This is a genomic window from Duganella sp. CF517 (assembly GCF_900110275.1).
In the GTDB taxonomy this organism is placed as follows: Bacteria; Pseudomonadota; Gammaproteobacteria; order Burkholderiales; family Burkholderiaceae_D; genus Rugamonas.
The window spans coordinates 400,445-415,295 of record NZ_FODC01000004.1 but is presented as its reverse complement, the minus strand read 5'-3'; the positions used below and the strand labels follow the sequence as shown (position 1 = coordinate 415,295).

Sequence of the window (14,851 nt, the reverse complement as noted above, 5' to 3'; positions counted from 1 at the left end):
AAAAAAACAGCGTGGCCGGTTACCGCGACGTCATCGGCCACGTGGCTGCCTATTCCAAAAACGCGTCCATGATCGCGGTCGGCCGGCCGCCGTGGTCGAAGGCGCCCATCGGATAGCCTTTCCAGTCGTAGGCTTGCGGTTCCCAATAGAAGGCGCCGACGCCCTTGCCGTGCTCGACCTGCCGCACCTTGGCGATCAGGTCGGCGATGATGGCCTTGCCCTCCGGATGGTTCCACGGCGCGCCGACCTCGGCGAGCATGACCGGCTTGCCGTAGCGGGCGGCCAGATCGTTCATGTTGTGCAGGCAGGCCGCCGTCGCCGCGCGCCAGTCGACGCCCTTGACGGTGGTCGGATAGGCCGACGCGCCGATCACGTCGAACTTGCCGCCGTTGGCCAGCAGGCCGTCGAAGTTCCAGCGGAACTGGCGGTTGTCGTGGCAGTTGTCGACGTGGACGATCACCTGCGCGTCCGGGAATACTTGCTTCGTAGCATCGTAACCGCTGGCCACGAAGCGCGCGTAGTTTCGCATATGGGTGCCGGCCGCGCCTTCCGGCCACAACATGCCGTGCGTGGTTTCGTTACCGACCTGCACCCATTCGGGCGTGATGCCGGCGTCGCGCAGCGCCGCCAGCGTGCCGCGGGTATGCGCGCCGACGGCCTTGGCCAGCCGCTCGACGCCGTAGCCCTTCCACGCGGCCGGTTTGAATTGCTTGCCCGGATCGGCCCAATCGTCGCTGTAATGGAAGTCGATCATCAGCCGCATGCCGGCGGCCTTGGCGCGCCGCGCCTTGGCCAGCACGTCGGCCAGGCCGTTGTAGCCGTCCGCCGGATCGACCCAGACCCGCAGGCGCACCGCGTCGATGCCCTGCTCCTTGAGCGTGGCAAACAAATCCTGGCGCTTGCCGGCGCGGTTGAGGAAGGGCCGGCCGGCCGCCTCCATTTCGGTGATCCAGCTGATATCGGCGCCTTTGGCGAAGCCGCCGGCGGCGGCATGGGCCGCATTATGCTGCAGTGCGGCCAGCAGCAGGCCGGCCGCCAGCACCGCGGCGCGTCGCGCGCTGGCCGTCATCAGTCGTGGAAGGCGTCGACGACCTTGCGCTTGCCCAGCATGAAGGCGTCGGCCACGTGGCGCAGCGGCGCGACGTCGACATCCGAGCCGCCACTCTTGACCAGCCCGGCGAAGCGGCGGTACAGCGACGGGTACTCGGCTTCCTTCTCCAGCGGCTGCTCTTTGCCGTCGATCCACAGGCGCGCGCCGCCATCGCTGAGCTTGACCTCGCCCTGCGCGGTGCCGACCACGATGTCCCAGCTCTGCTTGCCGGTCTGGCGCCAGTCGAACTCGGCGTGGACGGGCACGCCGGCGGCGTTGTTGAAGTGCAGCTCGGCGGCGATCGGCGCGTCGCGGTTTTCCGGGAATTCCAGCGTGGCGCCGGTCAGGAACACCAGCGACGGCAGGATCTCGGTGACGATCGACAAGGCGTTGATGCCCGGATCGAACACGCCCAGGCCGCCGGCCTGCCAGATCCAGTCCTGGTTCGGATGCCAGTGGCGCACATCTTCCTTCCACGTCACCTGCATATTAATAGGCGGATGCGCGGCCAGGTAGGCCTTGGCCGGCTGCACCGCCGGCGCGTAGCGCGAATGCCAGCTGGTGAACAGCGAGACGCCGTTGGCGGCGGCCAGCGCCTCCAGGTCGGCCACTTCCGACAACGTGGCGCCGGGCGGCTTCTCGAGGAATACGTGCTTGCCGGCAGTCAGCGCGACATGGGCGGCGGCATGGCGGTACTGCGGCGGCATGCACAACGAGACCGCTTCGATCTCCGGCATCGCGGCCAGCATCTCCTCGATCGACTTGAATCCCGGAATGCCTTCAATGGTGTTGTTGCGGCTGGCCGACGCGACCAGCGCGAAATCGGTGTTGGCCGTGATCGCCGGCACGTGCTGATCGTGGACGATCTTGCCCACGCCGACGATGGCGAGTTTGATTGGTGACGTAGTTGACATATATAAGCATCTTTCTTAGAAGTGAATCGCGTGCTGACTGCGTGCCGACGAAGTACGTGCCACTGAGCTGCGACGCTATCCTAAAGCGGGCATGGCGGCGCCACCAATCATTTTTATCGTTGTAAATATACTCAAATGGCATGACAAATTCCGCTCCGATTGCTGCGGTGCAACAGAAAATGACGTGTCTGTACAACTCAACCTTAAATAAGTGAAAGCAAGTGTAAAAACGATAAGTGTGTGATTGAAATTGCAAATCAAAAGATGCTACTATTGTTTTCAGTTACACCCCACCCCTGATTGAACCACCCTACCTTCGCCGAGGATTAATATGAAATTAAAATCTGTTGTTGCAACTGCAGTGCTTGCCGCAGCGTCGTGGAACGCTTCGGCCACCGTTTACAACCTGGGCACCCTCGATCCAGCAGGTTTCGACACGCTGAGCGGCCTGTCGGCCAAGTTCACGACCGCCGGCACCGCCATCGACGACACCTGGAACTTTACCTTGGTGGAGCCATCGAGCGCCTCGTTCTCGGCCCTGCAAACGTTCGCGGTGAGCGCTGGCCAGATCCTGGACTTCTCGGCAGTCCTGAGCGGCACCAACCTGACCTACACCTTCGGCCCAGGTTCGCAGACCCTGAGCTGGGCCGGCAGCCTGGCCGCTGGCACCTACAGCGTCAACGTGACCGGCACCACCGGCCTGGCCAATTCCCAGTACCTCTCGACCGTGTCGGCCATCCCGACCCCGGTGCCTGAGCCAGAGACCTACGCCATGATGCTCGGCGGCCTGGCCCTGCTGGGCGCCGTTGCCCGTCGCAAGGCAAAGAAATAATCACGAAGAACCCACGTTCTTCGGCAGCACTCCGGCGCGCCTGCCGGCCATCTTCCCCGATGGCCGTCCGGCGCGTTTTTTTGCGGCCCGTGCGCTTATCACGCGGACTCGGCGATATTGCTTTCCATATGCTGCCTAGCGAACATAAGGCGCGGCGCTATCACCTTACAATTCGGCAATAACGAATTTCGTAAGGACACCCTCCCATGAAGAAGCTACTGACGGCCTTCGGCGCGATCCACGCGCTGATCGCGTTCCTGTTCGCGGCCGCCGCGCTATTTCTGATCGCCATCAGCGCGCGTATCGGCTGGGACGCCGCCACCGGCGAGATCGGCCTGGCCGCCGCCCAGCAAGTGATCGAAGCGATCGGCATCCTGGCCGCCGCCGTGGTGGCGCTGCAAATCGCCGAGACCATCATCGAGGAGGAAGTGGTGCGCGACGCCGACATCAGCGCGCCGACGCGGGTGCGGCGCTTCCTGTCGCGCTTTTTCGTGGTGGTGGTGGTGGCGTTGGCCATCGAGGGCCTGGTGGCGACCTTCCACGCGGTGCACGACGACCTGTCCGGCCTGGTGTACGTGGCCGCGCTGGTCGGCAGCGTCGGCGTGCTGCTGGCGGCGTGGGGCGTGTTCGTGCACCTGAACCGCTCGGCCGAGGAACTCGAGCCGGAGGCGATGGAAAAAGCCCAGTCCGAGGACCACAAGGTGCAGGCGTAACCGCGTGGACGTCCGGCGTATTCACCAGTACTACGATCTGGTGATATCTGCCATATCGAAAAAGATATAGGACATTGTTATTTATTCATTGGCAAGATAACGGGATTGGCCCTACCATATTCGTCCCGCTTGTTGGAAAGGAAAGATTATGGCAGCGCCAATTTCATCTGCTCGCACAATGGAGACGACCTCGCCTCCCGTTGTCAGCTACCGTGCGACGATGTCGCTGCTTGCAAGTTTGTTCTTTACCTGGGGTTTCATCACGGTAATTAACAACACGCTGCTGCCGCACCTGCGCAGCGTATTTGACCTGAACTACACGCAAACCACGCTGATCGAATCGGTCTGGTTCATCGCCTATTTCGTCGCGTCGATCCCGGCCGCGCGCCTGATCGAGCGCATCGGCTACAAGAAATCCATGGTCGTCGGCCTCGCCATCATGGCCGGCGGGTCGCTGATGATGATCCCGGCGGCGCGCCTGCCGTCGTATCCGGTCACGCTGGCGGCGCTGTTCGTGATCGCCTGCGGCATCGCCCTGCTGCAAGTGGCGGCCAATCCCTACGTCGCCGTCGTCGGTTCGCCGCAGACCGCCTCGGCGCGCCTGAACCTGGTGCAGGCGTTCAATTCGCTCGGCACCACCTTCGCGCCGCTGTTCGGCGGTTACCTGATCCTGGGCCGCTCCAGCTCGGGCACGCTCGAAGCCGGCCAGGTGCTGACCCAGGCCGAGCGCCTGGCCGACGCCCAGGCGGTGCAGCTGCCGTACCTGATCGTCGCCGGCGTGCTGATCGTACTGGCTGTGATCATCGCCCGCTTCCCGCTGCCGGAAATGAAATCGTCGAGCACCAGCCGCGCGACCAAGGAACAGCGCGGCAAGCACTCGCTGTGGCGCCACCGCAACCTGGTGTTCGGCATCCCGGCGATCTTCATCTACCTGATCGCCGAAATCGGCGTCGCCAACCTGTTCATCAACTTCGTCTCGCAGCCCGAAATCGGCAACGTCAACCACCAGACCGCGTCGACCTACCTGTTCATCCTGTGGGGCGGCATGATGATCGGCCGCTTCGTCGGCGCCGCGCTGATGCGCACCGTGTCGGCCGAAACCGTGCTGGCCGGTGCCAGCATCGGCGCCGCCATCGTGATGCTGATCGCCACCTTCACCACCGGCCACGTCGCCATGTGGGCGCTGATTTCGGTCGGCCTGTTCCACTCGGTGATGTTCCCGACCATCTTCACGCTGGGCATCAAAGGCTTGGGCCCGATGACCGAAGAAGGCGCCGGCTTGCTGATCATGGCCATCGCCGGCGGCGCGCTGGTGGTGGTGCAGGGCTGGCTGGCCGACATCTACGGCCTGCAAATGTCCTTCCTGCTGACCGCGCTGTGCGAAATGTATGTGTTGTTCTATGCGCTGTGGGGCTCCAAGCCCACCAACGCCTTCCCGGACGAGACAGCCACACCGTAAGCCGGCCATGCTCGCCGCCCTCACCGGCGGCGACCCGGCCCGAGGCCGATGCCGACGTTGCACAACGTCCGCATCGGCCTTTTTACTTCTCCAGCACGTAGCGTCCCGGCGCCGGCGCCAGCGGCCGCGCGATCGCCGGCGGCGCCACCAGCGCAGCGCTGGACCGGACCGCCAGCCAGCGCTGCCAGTGCGGCCACCACGAACCCTCCACCCGCTCGGCCTGCTCGCGCCAGGCGTCCGGACCGCGGTAACCGCTGGCACCGCGCGGCGCCGGCCGCACCCGGTAGCTGCGGCGCGGGTGGCCCGGCTCGGACACGATGCCGGCGTTGTGCCCGCCAGTAGCGAGCACGAAGTCGATCGGCGCGTCGCACAGCAAGTGGATCTTGTATACCGAGCGCCACGGCGAGACGTGGTCGCGCTCGGTCGCCAGCACGTACAGCGGCACCGTCACGTCGTCGAGCACCACCGGCCGGCCGCCGGCCTGGTAGCGCCCCTCGGCCAGGTCGTTGCGCAGGAATAGCTGGTGCAGGTATTCGCTGTGCATGCGGAACGGCAGGCGCGTGCTGTCGGCGTTCCACGCCATCAAATCGTTCGACGCGGTGCGCGCGCCCAGCAGATACTCGCGCATCATGCGCGACCAGACCAGGTCGCGCGCGTGCAGCAGCTGGAACGACGCCGCCATCTGGTCGCCGTCCAGATAGCCCTGGTCCCACATCAGCGCGTCGAGGAAGGCCAGCTCGCTGTCGTCGATGAACAGCCCCAGCTCGCCCGGCTCGCTGAAATCGGTCTGCGCCGCCAGCAAGGTCAGCGACGCCAGATGGTCTTGCCGGCCGTGCTCGCCATTGGCCATCGCCGCCGCGCCGATCGCCAGCAGGGTGCCGCCGAGGCAGTAGCCGACACCGTGCGCGGGTGCCCCCGCGCAACGCCGCCGCACCTCGTCGAGGCCGGCGAACAGGCCCTGCCACAGGTAGTCGTGCATGCCCAGCGCGCGGTGCTCGGGCCCGGGATTGCGCCACGAGATCATGAACACCGTGTGGCCCTGCCCCACCAGGTAGCGCACCAACGAGTTACCCGGCGACAGGTCGAGGATGTAGTACTTCATGATCCACGACGGCACGATCAGCACCGGCTCGCGGTAAACGCTCGCGCTCCGCGGCGCATACTGGATCAGCTCGATCAGCTCGTTGCGGTACACCACGTCGCCCGGCGTGACGGCCACGTCCACGCCCGGCCGGTATTGCGGGCCGGGCGGTTCCGGCACCGCCATCCACGGCGGCGCCAGATGCCGGCACAGGTCGTTGCGCCAGTTGAGCGCGCCGTCGACCAGGCTGCGGCCGCCGCTCTCGAGCGCGGCGCGCCACACCTCCGGATTGGTGCCGACGAAATTGGACGGCGACCACATGTCGAGCAACTGGCGGGCGACGAAACGCACCACGTCGGCATGGTGCGGCGCGACGCCGCGCACGCCGGTGGTGGCGTCGCGCCAGAAGCGCTGGCAGCGCAGGAAGCCCTGCACATACTGGTCGAACGGCCACTGTTGCCAGGGCGGCTGGACGAAGCGGCGGTCGTCGGGATCGGCCTCCACGGCCGGGGCGAACGGCGAGAACGCGGCGAGCCACTGCCACGCCAGCTCCGCGCACTTGCCCGGCGCGCTGGCCAGGTGCATCCACCAGTCCTCGAACGCCAGGGTCAGCGCGATCGGCGACACGCCGCCGGTGGTGCGCGCCAGTTGCGCCTGCACGAACAGATCGAACTCGTTGCCCGGCTCGGGCGCGGGCGGTTCGTGCACCACCTCGGACGCCGGTTTGACACGCATCGGTAAAATATTCACACACGCCTCCACACGTTGACAGGCCATTATGCCGAGACACCGTCTGTTACGGGATTGATGCAGATCAAAGTCGTCCCGGTGCCCGCTCCTAGACTGCAGCGCATCGGGGCCCGCGCCCCAGCGCCGGAGAGCCGCCATGACTGACACCGACAACACCGGAGAGTTCATCGAAAACGTCACATTCGACGAGCTGCGCATCGGCCAGAGCGCCCGCCTGGGCCGCACCTTGTCGCACGAGGACATCGCCGCGTTCGCCGCCGTCTCCGGCGACATCAATCCGGCCCACGTCGACGCCGAGTACGCGCACGGCACGCTGTTCAAGGGCGTCGTCGCGCACGGCATGTGGGGCGCCGCGCTGATCTCGCGCCTGCTCGGAACGCGCCTGCCCGGTCCCGGCACGATCTACCTGGCGCAGACGCTGCAATTTCTCAAGCCGGTGCGCGTCGGCGACGAACTGCGCGTGACGGCCACGGTCGCCGCCAAGGACGAAACGAAAAAACACGTCATGCTCAACTGCGACATCAAGAACCAGACCGGCGCGGTGGTGCTGACCGGCGTGGCGACGGTGATCGCGCCGACCGAAAAAGTGCGCCGTCCGCGCGCGCAACTGCCGCCGTTCTGCCTGGCCCCGGCCGCCGATCCGTACGCCGCGCTGCGCCAGCTGGTGCGGCCGCTGGCGCCGGTGCGCTGCGCGGTGGTCCACCCGTGCGACCTGGTGTCGCTGCGCGGCGCGCTGGAGGCCGCCGATCAGCGATGGTTGGTGCCGTTACTGGTGGGACCGGCGCCGCGCCTGCGCGCGCTCGCGGCCGGCGACGGCCTGTCGCTGGACGATGTGGAAATCGTCGACGAAGCGCACAGCCACGCGGCGGCCGTGCGTGGCGTCGCCCTGGCCGCCGCCGGCGCGGTGGAGATGCTGATGAAGGGAAGTTTGCGCCCGGAGGAATTGGTCGACGCCGTGCTGGCCGAGCCGAGGCTGCGCACCAAGCGCCGCCTGTCGCACGTGTTCCGGCTGGAGGTGCCGACCTACGGCAAGGCGCTGCTGGTGTCGGACGGCCTGCTGCACATCCAGCCCGCGCTGGCCGACAAGGTCGACATCGTGCAAAACGCCATCGCCCTGGCGCACGCGCTGGGCAACCCATGTCCGAAGGTGGCGCTGTTGTCGGCGATGGAAACGGTCAACCCGAAACTCGCCTCGACCATCGACGCCGCCGCGCTGTGCAAGATGGCCGATCGCGGCCAGATCGCAGGCGCGCTGCTGGACGGCCCGCTCGGTTTCGACGACGCCGTCTCGCCGGCCGCCGCGCGCGCCGACGGCATCGTCTCGGCGGTGGCCGGACAGGCCGACATCCTGATCGCGCCCGACCTGGAAAGCGGCGACCTGCTGGCCAAGCAGCTCAAATACATGGCCGGCGCGGCGTCGTGCGGCGTGGTGTTGGGCGCGGCCGTGCCGATCGCGCTGACCGGCCGCGCCGACTCGGCGCCGGCGCGCGCCGCTTCGGCCGCGCTGGCGCTGGTGCTGGCGCACCGCTACCGCGAGCGGCGGCCGTGAAAACGGCCGCAGACGTCACCGCCACAAAACCGCGGACACGGTGATCATTCGTGTCGCCGCGGTGTTCGATGAGCATTACAAGCGGCCGCGCAGCGCTCCCGCCTCCGCGCTGATCGCGCCCTTGCCGCCCTTCACGCGCACCAGCACGCTGGCGATGCCCGCCTCGGTGGTGACCGTGCCCGGGCCGACGATCTCGTAGCCGTCGGCGGCGGCGAAGGTCACGGCCTTGCCGCTGTCCGGCACCACGCTGCCGTTGGCGTCGAGCAGCCTGGCGCGGATGAACACCAGGTCGCCGTCGGTCGATTCGACCGCCAGATCATCGACCGCGACGCCAAGCTTGACCGGCTCGGTCGGCGTCCGCACCACGTGCTCGGCGACCTTGCGGCCGTTCAGGTAGGCCACCGCCTTGAGCGTGCCGGCCTGGAACCGGCCGGCGTCGAATTCCAGCGGCGGATGCGCCAGGTTCGGATGCGTCGTCGACGGACCGCTCTTGACCTTGCCCAGGCTGTTACCGTTCAAGAACAGCTCGACCTCGTCGGTGTTGCTGAACACGCGCACCTGCGGCAGCGAATCCTTGGTCCAGTGGCTGGCGATGAACACCATCGGCCCACCGCCCCACTTCGCCGATGTCTCCGATGCGCCGCGCTGCGAGCGGAAGAACTCGGCCGAGAACTTCGGCAGGCGGTCGATGCTCATGACGCCGGACGACTCCAGGTCCGGCGCGTAGCCGCGGCCATAGTCGAACATCACCCAGTAGCCATCGGCCACGGCACCGGTCTTGAAGTTGTCGTCGTGCGACTCGGCCAGGTTCTTCGCCTGTTGCAGCAGGCGCTTCTCGCCATCGGTCAACAGCTGGCGGCTGCTGCGGTCGGCCTCTTTCAGGTCGCCCCACGCCGTCTGGTTGAAGCCGGCGTTCATCGCGTAATATTCCCAGTCGCCGTATTCGGAAACAATCAACGCCTTGTTCGGCAAGGGCTTCTTATCGTCCAGACGGTGCTGGCGCGCTTGCAGATACACGTCGTAGGTCTGCGGCACCCAACCGGCCGAATACGCCTGGTCGCCCGGATATTCCTGGTGCACGGTTTTGTGCAGCTTCTCGATCAGTTGATCCGGCATCTGCGTTTCATTCAGCGAGCATTCCCACGCCAGTACGCTCGGATGATTGCGGTCGCGGCGCACCATGTCGCTACAGGTCTTCACCACCTGCGCGCCGAACGCCGGATCGGGATTGAAGTACTGCCAGCCTGGAACACCCGGCAACACCATCAGGCCCAGTTCATCGGCGGCGGCCATGAAGGCCGGCGAATGCGGGTAGTGCGACAGGCGCACGTAATCGAAGCCGGCGCGCTTGATCAGCAGCGCGTCGCGGTAATCGGCTTGCGGCGACAAGGCGTAACCGACGTACGGGAATTCCTGATGGCGGTTCACGCCGCGCAGGAAGGTTGGTTCGCCGTTGATCAGCAACTTGCCCTTTTCAAGCGCGATGCGGCGGATGCCGGCGCGCGTGGTCACCACGTCTTGCCGGCCCCCGCTCGACACGGTGGTCTGGATCGAATACAGATTCGGCGTCTTCGGCGACCACAATTGCGGACGGTCGACCTTGAGGTCGCGGGTGACGTGGCGGCACTCGCCGGCGGCCAGCCGGATGTTGTCGGCGCCGTCGGCGACGCGCGCGTTCTTGAACAGCAGGCGCTGGCTCAGTTGCGCGGTGCGCGCTTCGCCGGCGGTGTTGCACACCTCGGCCTTGATGCGCACGATGGCGGACTTTTTATCGGCCTGCGGATAAGTGACGAACACGCCGCCGCCCGCCTCGGTGTTGGACAGCATCTCGTCGCTGATATGCACGGCCGGCTTGATGCTCAGCGTGACGTCGCGGTAGATGCCGCCGTACTGGATGTAATCGAGGTCCTTCAACGGCTTCGGACCGGTGATGGCGTTGTCCTCGTTATTGATGCGCACCACCAGCGCGTTGCCGCCGCCGGCCTTCAGGTGCGGCGTGATGTCGTACGAGAACGGCAGGTAGCCGCCCAGGTGCGTGCCCAGGTGCTTGCCGTTGACCCAGACGTCGGCCACGTTCATCGCGCCTTCGAAGCGCAGCACCGCTTGCTCGCCGGGAGCGACCTTGGCGTCGAAGGTCTTCTTGTAGTAGGCGCTGCCCTGCCATGAGTTGACCGGCACTTTCGCTTCGAGGCGGGCCGTGTGCGGCAGATCGACCTTGGTCCAGGCGCCCGGCGCGACCTTGTCGACGGTGTCGGCGCTCTTGGCGTCGTCCCGATAGAAGTCCCATGACTGATTGAGGCTGGTGGTGGCGGCGCTGGCCGCCGAACTGACCGCCAGTGCCAGCAAACCGATGGTCGGGAAGCCCCGCGCCTGCTTTTGTAGCCTCGAAATAAAACTGGTCATAGTGCGTGGAACCCCCAAAAAATACCTGATGAAAAATGGAACAAGCGACCGCCGGCGCGCATGGTGGCGTCCGGCAGTTATCACGGCGCAGTATATCCAGTATTGTTTTGACACGCAGCCGAAAGCCGGTCCGTATACAAATTATTCATGGATCGAGAGAACTTTGATATACGGCACCGCCGGGCTGAAGCGCACCAGATCAAATATGAAATTCCAGAATTGCATACCTGCTATCCTGCGCATGTCGATATCACCTTAGAGAGCCCGCGATGCTTAAACGCCTGTTTGCCTTTCTCAACCGCCAACCCGAGCCCGACTACCTGGACGCGCAGGAATATGATTCGGCAGTGGAGGCACGGGCCGCCAGTGACACGGAAGCGATGGCCGGCTTCATGCGAGTGGTTACAAGCCAGCTTGGCGAGCAGGAAAGCGCGCGGCTCACCAACGCAGTGCTGAAGCAACTCGACAGCCGCCCGAATCCGATCAGCGACGACGACGTCGGGGAGCTGTTCCTGGAAGCGCTGGTGGAGGATGAGGGGCAGCAGAGCGGCAAGTGGATGATGATGCATATCGACTGGAAAGCGAGCGATGAGATCGACTGGCAAGTCAACGACATGCTCGCGACCCGGGGCATCGACGAGCAATGGGAATGGAATTCCGACGGCAAGACCGTCATGCAGGGGCTGAAAGTGCTGGCCGAATGGCTGCCGAAGCACGCCTTGTCGCTGCTAAGCATCGACTTCGGTCACGATGCCTACTACATGCTCATCGTGGACAACGCGGCCGCCGCGCAAGCGATCGCGCTTGGCCGCCGCGCCGGCCTGGACGTGACGTCGTTCCAGGACTTCGCGGTTTCCCAGGGCGAGGCCTAGCCACGCCGGGGTCGTTGTCACTGCAAGGGCCGCCAGTCCATTTTCGCGCGGATCACCGCGCTCAGCAACGAGGCGTTGGCCTGGTGCTGCGGGATGCGCGGATGGCCGTTGAAGCCGGTGTAGGGCAGCACCACGGTATCGATGCGCGCGTCCTTGTTCTCGTCGCGCATCTGGTCGACGGCCGTGCGCACATAGCCCGGCCATTTCGAGCCCGGACGGACCGCGTCCATGCTGCCCAGCGCGCAGATGATGTACGCCTTCGGATACTTCGAACGGATCGTCCGGACGAATTTGCGGTATGCGGCCACGCGCTGGGCGTCGTCGGGCAGCGGCGACAGGCGCTTCTCGCGGTCGACCAGCCAGCTGTCGTTCTGGAACAGGTTGATGACGACGACGTCGGGCGTCCACTGCTTGAAGTCCCACACCGTGTCGTTGTTGCCGACGGCGCTCAGCTGGTCGTAGAAATCGGGCATCGTGAACGGGAACCAGCTGATCATCACGCCGATGCCGCTTTGCGAAATCAGATGCAGCTCGGCGTCGAGCGCGCGCGCCGTGATCGAGGCGTACGACATGAAGCTGTTCTTGTCCTTGACCAGATGGTCGGGGCCGTCGGCGGGCGATTCGTTGCCCATGCCGCTGGAAATGGAATCGCCGAAGAATTCGATGCGCCGCTGTTTGCGTGCGGGCGGTGGCAGCAATTCGCCGCCATCGGCCAGTTCCAGGCCCTGGAACACGGTGGCCCCCTCCTCGCCCTCGGAACGCTTGGTGATCAGAAAGCTATGGCGGCCCGGCGCCAGCTGGGCCGCGACCGGATAGGTTTTCCCGCCCTTCTCCGCCTGCACCAGGAACGGCTGCGTCAGGTCGCCGTCGATGTAGACATCGAAGAAATTCTTACCGAGCTGATCGTCGAGCTTGATCGCCAGCGTGGCGCCGGTGAAATTGCCCTCGATGCTGGTGCCCGGCCAGGACAACACCGGCGCGGCCGGATTGGCGTGGTCGACCCTGCCCGTGTACTGCAGGTTGGCATGGTCGGCGCCGACGGCGACCGCCGCCCAGGCCGAACCGGCCGCCATCCAGGCCGCGAATACGCCGATGACGGCGAGCTTGTTGTTGAATCTTGCAAATGCCATGTTGAAATCCTCCTGCGCCTATTGTCCCAAGCGCGAGGATGATACGGCAATTGCGATAATCACCAAGGCGCGAAATGAAATTCCCGCGCGACGGTGTGCAAGCGGTCGGTGCGCGCTGCCGCTAAATGAGGCCCCAGCGGATCGCTTTGACCACCGCGTCGACCTTGTTTTCCGCGTGCAGCTTCGATCTCACCGCCTCCATATGCCGGTCGATGGTGGCTTTTGTCACGCGCAGCCTGTCCGCTACTTGCTGCGAGGTCAGCCCGGTGCTCACCAATTGCAAGGTCTGCGTTTCGCGCCTGGAGAGCGAAGCGGGCGCATTGATGGTCTCGGCCGGAATGATGTGTCTGATCATTCCGGTGTGGGCGATCAAGGCGAGCCAGGCAAGTTGCGGTAGCTTTGATATCAGTTCGGATTGCGAGAACTCCACGCGGTCACGGCTCAAGGAGAGCATCGAGCAGCACCCATGACGATCCCACAGGCTTTGCGCGAAGCCGACGCGCAGTCCGAACGAGTCGGCATCCTCCCAGAACTCTGGCGCCAGCGCCTTGGTCTGGGACCAAAGAAGAGGCTGCATCGACGTCAGGCCGTGTTTAACGGTCGGATCGCACGCCAGATAATTATTTTCGAAGTAATGCGCACGCCATTCCGGCGCGTAGCTGTCGAACGTCGCGATCTTCCCGTCTTCGAAGGCGACGGGAGGCTTCATCACCCATGACACGTTTTCCATGCCGAGACGATGCGCCTCTTCCCGCAGGATTTTGAATGCAGCGTCGCTGCTCGCCGACGTCGAGATCTCATGCACCACATCGTCGTGCTTTTGCATATCTATCCAGCGTCATGGGTTTGATCGGGACACAAAGCAACTGGCATTTATGCCAATTCTCAGAAGCGGAAAGTCAGGTTCAATGGACGCTCCCTATACATAAAGGAGCCCTTATGAACACCAGCTACGCTACGGCATCGCAGTTAAAGGTAATTGATCTGAATCAGATTTTCCGTTACAGATATTCGGTATTTGTTGAGCGCTTGCATTGGACGCTACCCTGCGCCGGCGCGGGGCTCGAGGTCGACCAATTCGACCGCGACGACACCTACCATGTCTGCGTACGCGACGCCGGCGCCACGATCGGCTACGCGCGCCTGCTTCCCACCACCGAGCCCTATTTGCTCAGCGAGGTGTTTCCCCAGCTGATGGACAAGGCCATGATTCCCAGGTCCCCGGCGGTGTGGGAACTGTCGCGTTTTTGTTCGGTGGATCTGCGCAGCGCCGGTGAAAGCCGGCGGCAGGCGGATTACTGGGGGTGCCAGGCGGTGCTGCGCACCGCCGTGCAATGCGCACTCGAGCATGGGGTGAGCCGCCTGGTCGCGGTATCCGCCGTCGCGATGGAGCGGATCCTGGCGCGGCTCGGCGTGAATGCCAGCAGGGCCAGTCCAACCATGCGATTACATGGACACAACGTCTACGCATTTTGGATCGACCTCGATGACATAACCAAAAATGCCTTGGGGATTTCTTCGATCGCTGCGAAGGCCGCATGATCTGATTTGTATCAGTAGTCGTTGGTATTTATGCCAATTGTCTTTTTGTCTGCATTACGCTGCATGCTGGCGAATCAAAGAGAAAGGAGCTAAAAATAGGAGACTTGCCACCCTTAACGACAATAATTACTACGGAAGCATTTTCCTGCGGATTGTTATCCGGCGACCATCGACAAGTTCGGCCTATCCGAACTGATCGGTGGTCGCATTTTTTAAACATGGCTAAAAAAAAACTGAAAAACTCGCGGCGCCTATGATTTTATTTCCGGCTTCAATTGGCGCAAGATCTCCATCGCCGCTTTCTCGGCCTCCTGCTCGGCCATCGCCTCGCTGGTCAGGGCGACATCGGCCGCCACGCGCTTTTTAGGGACGAGGTTATTCATGTGCATCGGATTGTCCGACGGCGCGAAGACCGCGACATACGCGCCCCAGTCGTCGCACCCCTCCAGCCGTTCGGCCGTGTAATCGATCTCGTATCCGTCCACGGTTTTTATCGGCATGACATTCTCCAGTGTG

The 14,851-nt window shown here is 64.4% G+C and carries 13 protein-coding genes; 6 read left to right on the top strand and 7 right to left on the bottom strand.

Translation table 11 applies throughout. From position 1 onward, the window contains the following. Window positions 1-49 precede the first annotated feature (49 nt). Together BMX85_RS17935 and BMX85_RS17930 are read right to left on the bottom strand one after the other, a co-directional pair. Complete coding sequence (locus tag BMX85_RS17935) at window positions 50-1,069, bottom strand: glycoside hydrolase family 53 protein (RefSeq protein WP_090321149.1); 1,020 nt, start codon at window positions 1,067-1,069, stop codon at window positions 50-52. Then, complete coding sequence (locus tag BMX85_RS17930) at window positions 1,069-2,004, bottom strand: Gfo/Idh/MocA family protein (protein WP_090321146.1); 936 nt, start codon at window positions 2,002-2,004, stop codon at window positions 1,069-1,071. Before BMX85_RS17930 ends, BMX85_RS17935 begins: the two co-directional genes overlap by 1 nt. Before the next feature lie 331 nt (window positions 2,005-2,335). Between BMX85_RS17930 and BMX85_RS17925 the strand changes: the two genes are divergently transcribed. The 3 genes from BMX85_RS17925 (at window position 2,336) to BMX85_RS17915 (ending at window position 5,008) form a co-directional block, all read left to right on the top strand. Next, window positions 2,336-2,836, top strand: coding sequence for an FxDxF family PEP-CTERM protein (locus BMX85_RS17925; protein ID WP_090321143.1), 501 nt, complete (start codon window positions 2,336-2,338; stop codon window positions 2,834-2,836). A 206-nt stretch (window positions 2,837-3,042) separates the two neighbouring features. Next, complete coding sequence (locus BMX85_RS17920) at window positions 3,043-3,549, top strand: hypothetical protein (protein ID WP_090321140.1); 507 nt, start codon at window positions 3,043-3,045, stop codon at window positions 3,547-3,549. Between the two features lie 220 nt (window positions 3,550-3,769). Beyond that, on the top strand, window positions 3,770-5,008 hold the full coding sequence (locus BMX85_RS17915) for a sugar MFS transporter (protein WP_218147371.1): 1,239 nt from the start codon (window positions 3,770-3,772) through the stop codon (window positions 5,006-5,008). 82 nt (window positions 5,009-5,090) lie between these two features. Here BMX85_RS17915 and BMX85_RS17910 read toward each other — a convergent pair whose 3' ends face one another. Further along, entirely contained in the window at window positions 5,091-6,824 is a 1,734-nt protein-coding gene (locus BMX85_RS17910) for a PHA/PHB synthase family protein (protein ID WP_090321134.1), read from the bottom strand. 151 nt (window positions 6,825-6,975) lie between these two features. Here BMX85_RS17910 and BMX85_RS17905 point away from each other — a divergent pair, with 151 nt between their 5' ends. After that, the gene (locus BMX85_RS17905; RefSeq protein ID WP_090321131.1) at window positions 6,976-8,388 is read left to right on the top strand and encodes a bifunctional enoyl-CoA hydratase/phosphate acetyltransferase; all 1,413 of its coding nucleotides are present in this window, start codon (window positions 6,976-6,978) and stop codon (window positions 8,386-8,388) included. A 75-nt stretch (window positions 8,389-8,463) separates the two neighbouring features. On the opposite strand, the gene BMX85_RS17900 is transcribed toward BMX85_RS17905, so the two are convergent. Beyond that, on the bottom strand, window positions 8,464-10,791 hold the full coding sequence (locus BMX85_RS17900; RefSeq protein WP_090321128.1) for a glycoside hydrolase family 2 TIM barrel-domain containing protein: 2,328 nt from the start codon (window positions 10,789-10,791) through the stop codon (window positions 8,464-8,466). 269 nt (window positions 10,792-11,060) lie between these two features. Between BMX85_RS17900 and BMX85_RS17895 the strand changes: the two genes are divergently transcribed. After that, window positions 11,061-11,663, top strand: a complete 603-nt coding sequence (locus BMX85_RS17895; protein ID WP_090321125.1) for a DUF6630 family protein — start codon at window positions 11,061-11,063, stop codon at window positions 11,661-11,663. A gap of 17 nt (window positions 11,664-11,680) precedes the next feature. Here the strand turns inward: BMX85_RS17895 and BMX85_RS17890 are convergent, their stop codons facing one another. Further along, window positions 11,681-12,793, bottom strand: coding sequence for an SGNH/GDSL hydrolase family protein (locus BMX85_RS17890; RefSeq protein WP_090321122.1), 1,113 nt, complete (start codon window positions 12,791-12,793; stop codon window positions 11,681-11,683). Between the two features lie 121 nt (window positions 12,794-12,914). Continuing rightward, window positions 12,915-13,619: a helix-turn-helix transcriptional regulator gene (locus BMX85_RS17885; RefSeq protein ID WP_090321119.1), complete on the bottom strand. Its 705-nt coding sequence runs from the start codon at window positions 13,617-13,619 to the stop codon at window positions 12,915-12,917. A 113-nt stretch (window positions 13,620-13,732) separates the two neighbouring features. Between BMX85_RS17885 and BMX85_RS17880 the strand changes: the two genes are divergently transcribed. Next, on the top strand, window positions 13,733-14,335 hold the full coding sequence (locus BMX85_RS17880) for an acyl-homoserine-lactone synthase (RefSeq protein WP_177196802.1): 603 nt from the start codon (window positions 13,733-13,735) through the stop codon (window positions 14,333-14,335). A 251-nt stretch (window positions 14,336-14,586) separates the two neighbouring features. On the opposite strand, the gene BMX85_RS17875 is transcribed toward BMX85_RS17880, so the two are convergent. Next, window positions 14,587-14,835: a hypothetical protein gene (locus BMX85_RS17875; RefSeq protein WP_090321112.1), complete on the bottom strand. Its 249-nt coding sequence runs from the start codon at window positions 14,833-14,835 to the stop codon at window positions 14,587-14,589. Between the last annotated feature and the right edge of the window lie 16 nt (window positions 14,836-14,851).

Coding starts and splice junctions, on each gene's coding strand:
- BMX85_RS17915 (WP_218147371.1), top strand. CDS start 3,770: ATGTCGCTGCTTGCAAGTTTGTTCTTTACCTGGGGTTTCATCACGGTA.
- BMX85_RS17930 (WP_090321146.1), bottom strand. CDS start 2,004: ATGTCAACTACGTCACCAATCAAACTCGCCATCGTCGGCGTGGGCAAG.
- BMX85_RS17875 (WP_090321112.1), bottom strand. CDS start 14,835: ATGCCGATAAAAACCGTGGACGGATACGAGATCGATTACACGGCCGAA.
- BMX85_RS17905 (WP_090321131.1), top strand. CDS start 6,976: ATGACTGACACCGACAACACCGGAGAGTTCATCGAAAACGTCACATTC.
- BMX85_RS17920 (WP_090321140.1), top strand. CDS start 3,043: ATGAAGAAGCTACTGACGGCCTTCGGCGCGATCCACGCGCTGATCGCG.
- BMX85_RS17880 (WP_177196802.1), top strand. CDS start 13,733: ATGAACACCAGCTACGCTACGGCATCGCAGTTAAAGGTAATTGATCTG.
- BMX85_RS17910 (WP_090321134.1), bottom strand. CDS start 6,824: ATGCGTGTCAAACCGGCGTCCGAGGTGGTGCACGAACCGCCCGCGCCC.
- BMX85_RS17900 (WP_090321128.1), bottom strand. CDS start 10,791: ATGACCAGTTTTATTTCGAGGCTACAAAAGCAGGCGCGGGGCTTCCCG.
- BMX85_RS17935 (WP_090321149.1), bottom strand. CDS start 1,069: ATGACGGCCAGCGCGCGACGCGCCGCGGTGCTGGCGGCCGGCCTGCTG.
- BMX85_RS17885 (WP_090321119.1), bottom strand. CDS start 13,619: ATGCAAAAGCACGACGATGTGGTGCATGAGATCTCGACGTCGGCGAGC.
- BMX85_RS17895 (WP_090321125.1), top strand. CDS start 11,061: ATGCTTAAACGCCTGTTTGCCTTTCTCAACCGCCAACCCGAGCCCGAC.
- BMX85_RS17925 (WP_090321143.1), top strand. CDS start 2,336: ATGAAATTAAAATCTGTTGTTGCAACTGCAGTGCTTGCCGCAGCGTCG.
- BMX85_RS17890 (WP_090321122.1), bottom strand. CDS start 12,793: ATGGCATTTGCAAGATTCAACAACAAGCTCGCCGTCATCGGCGTATTC.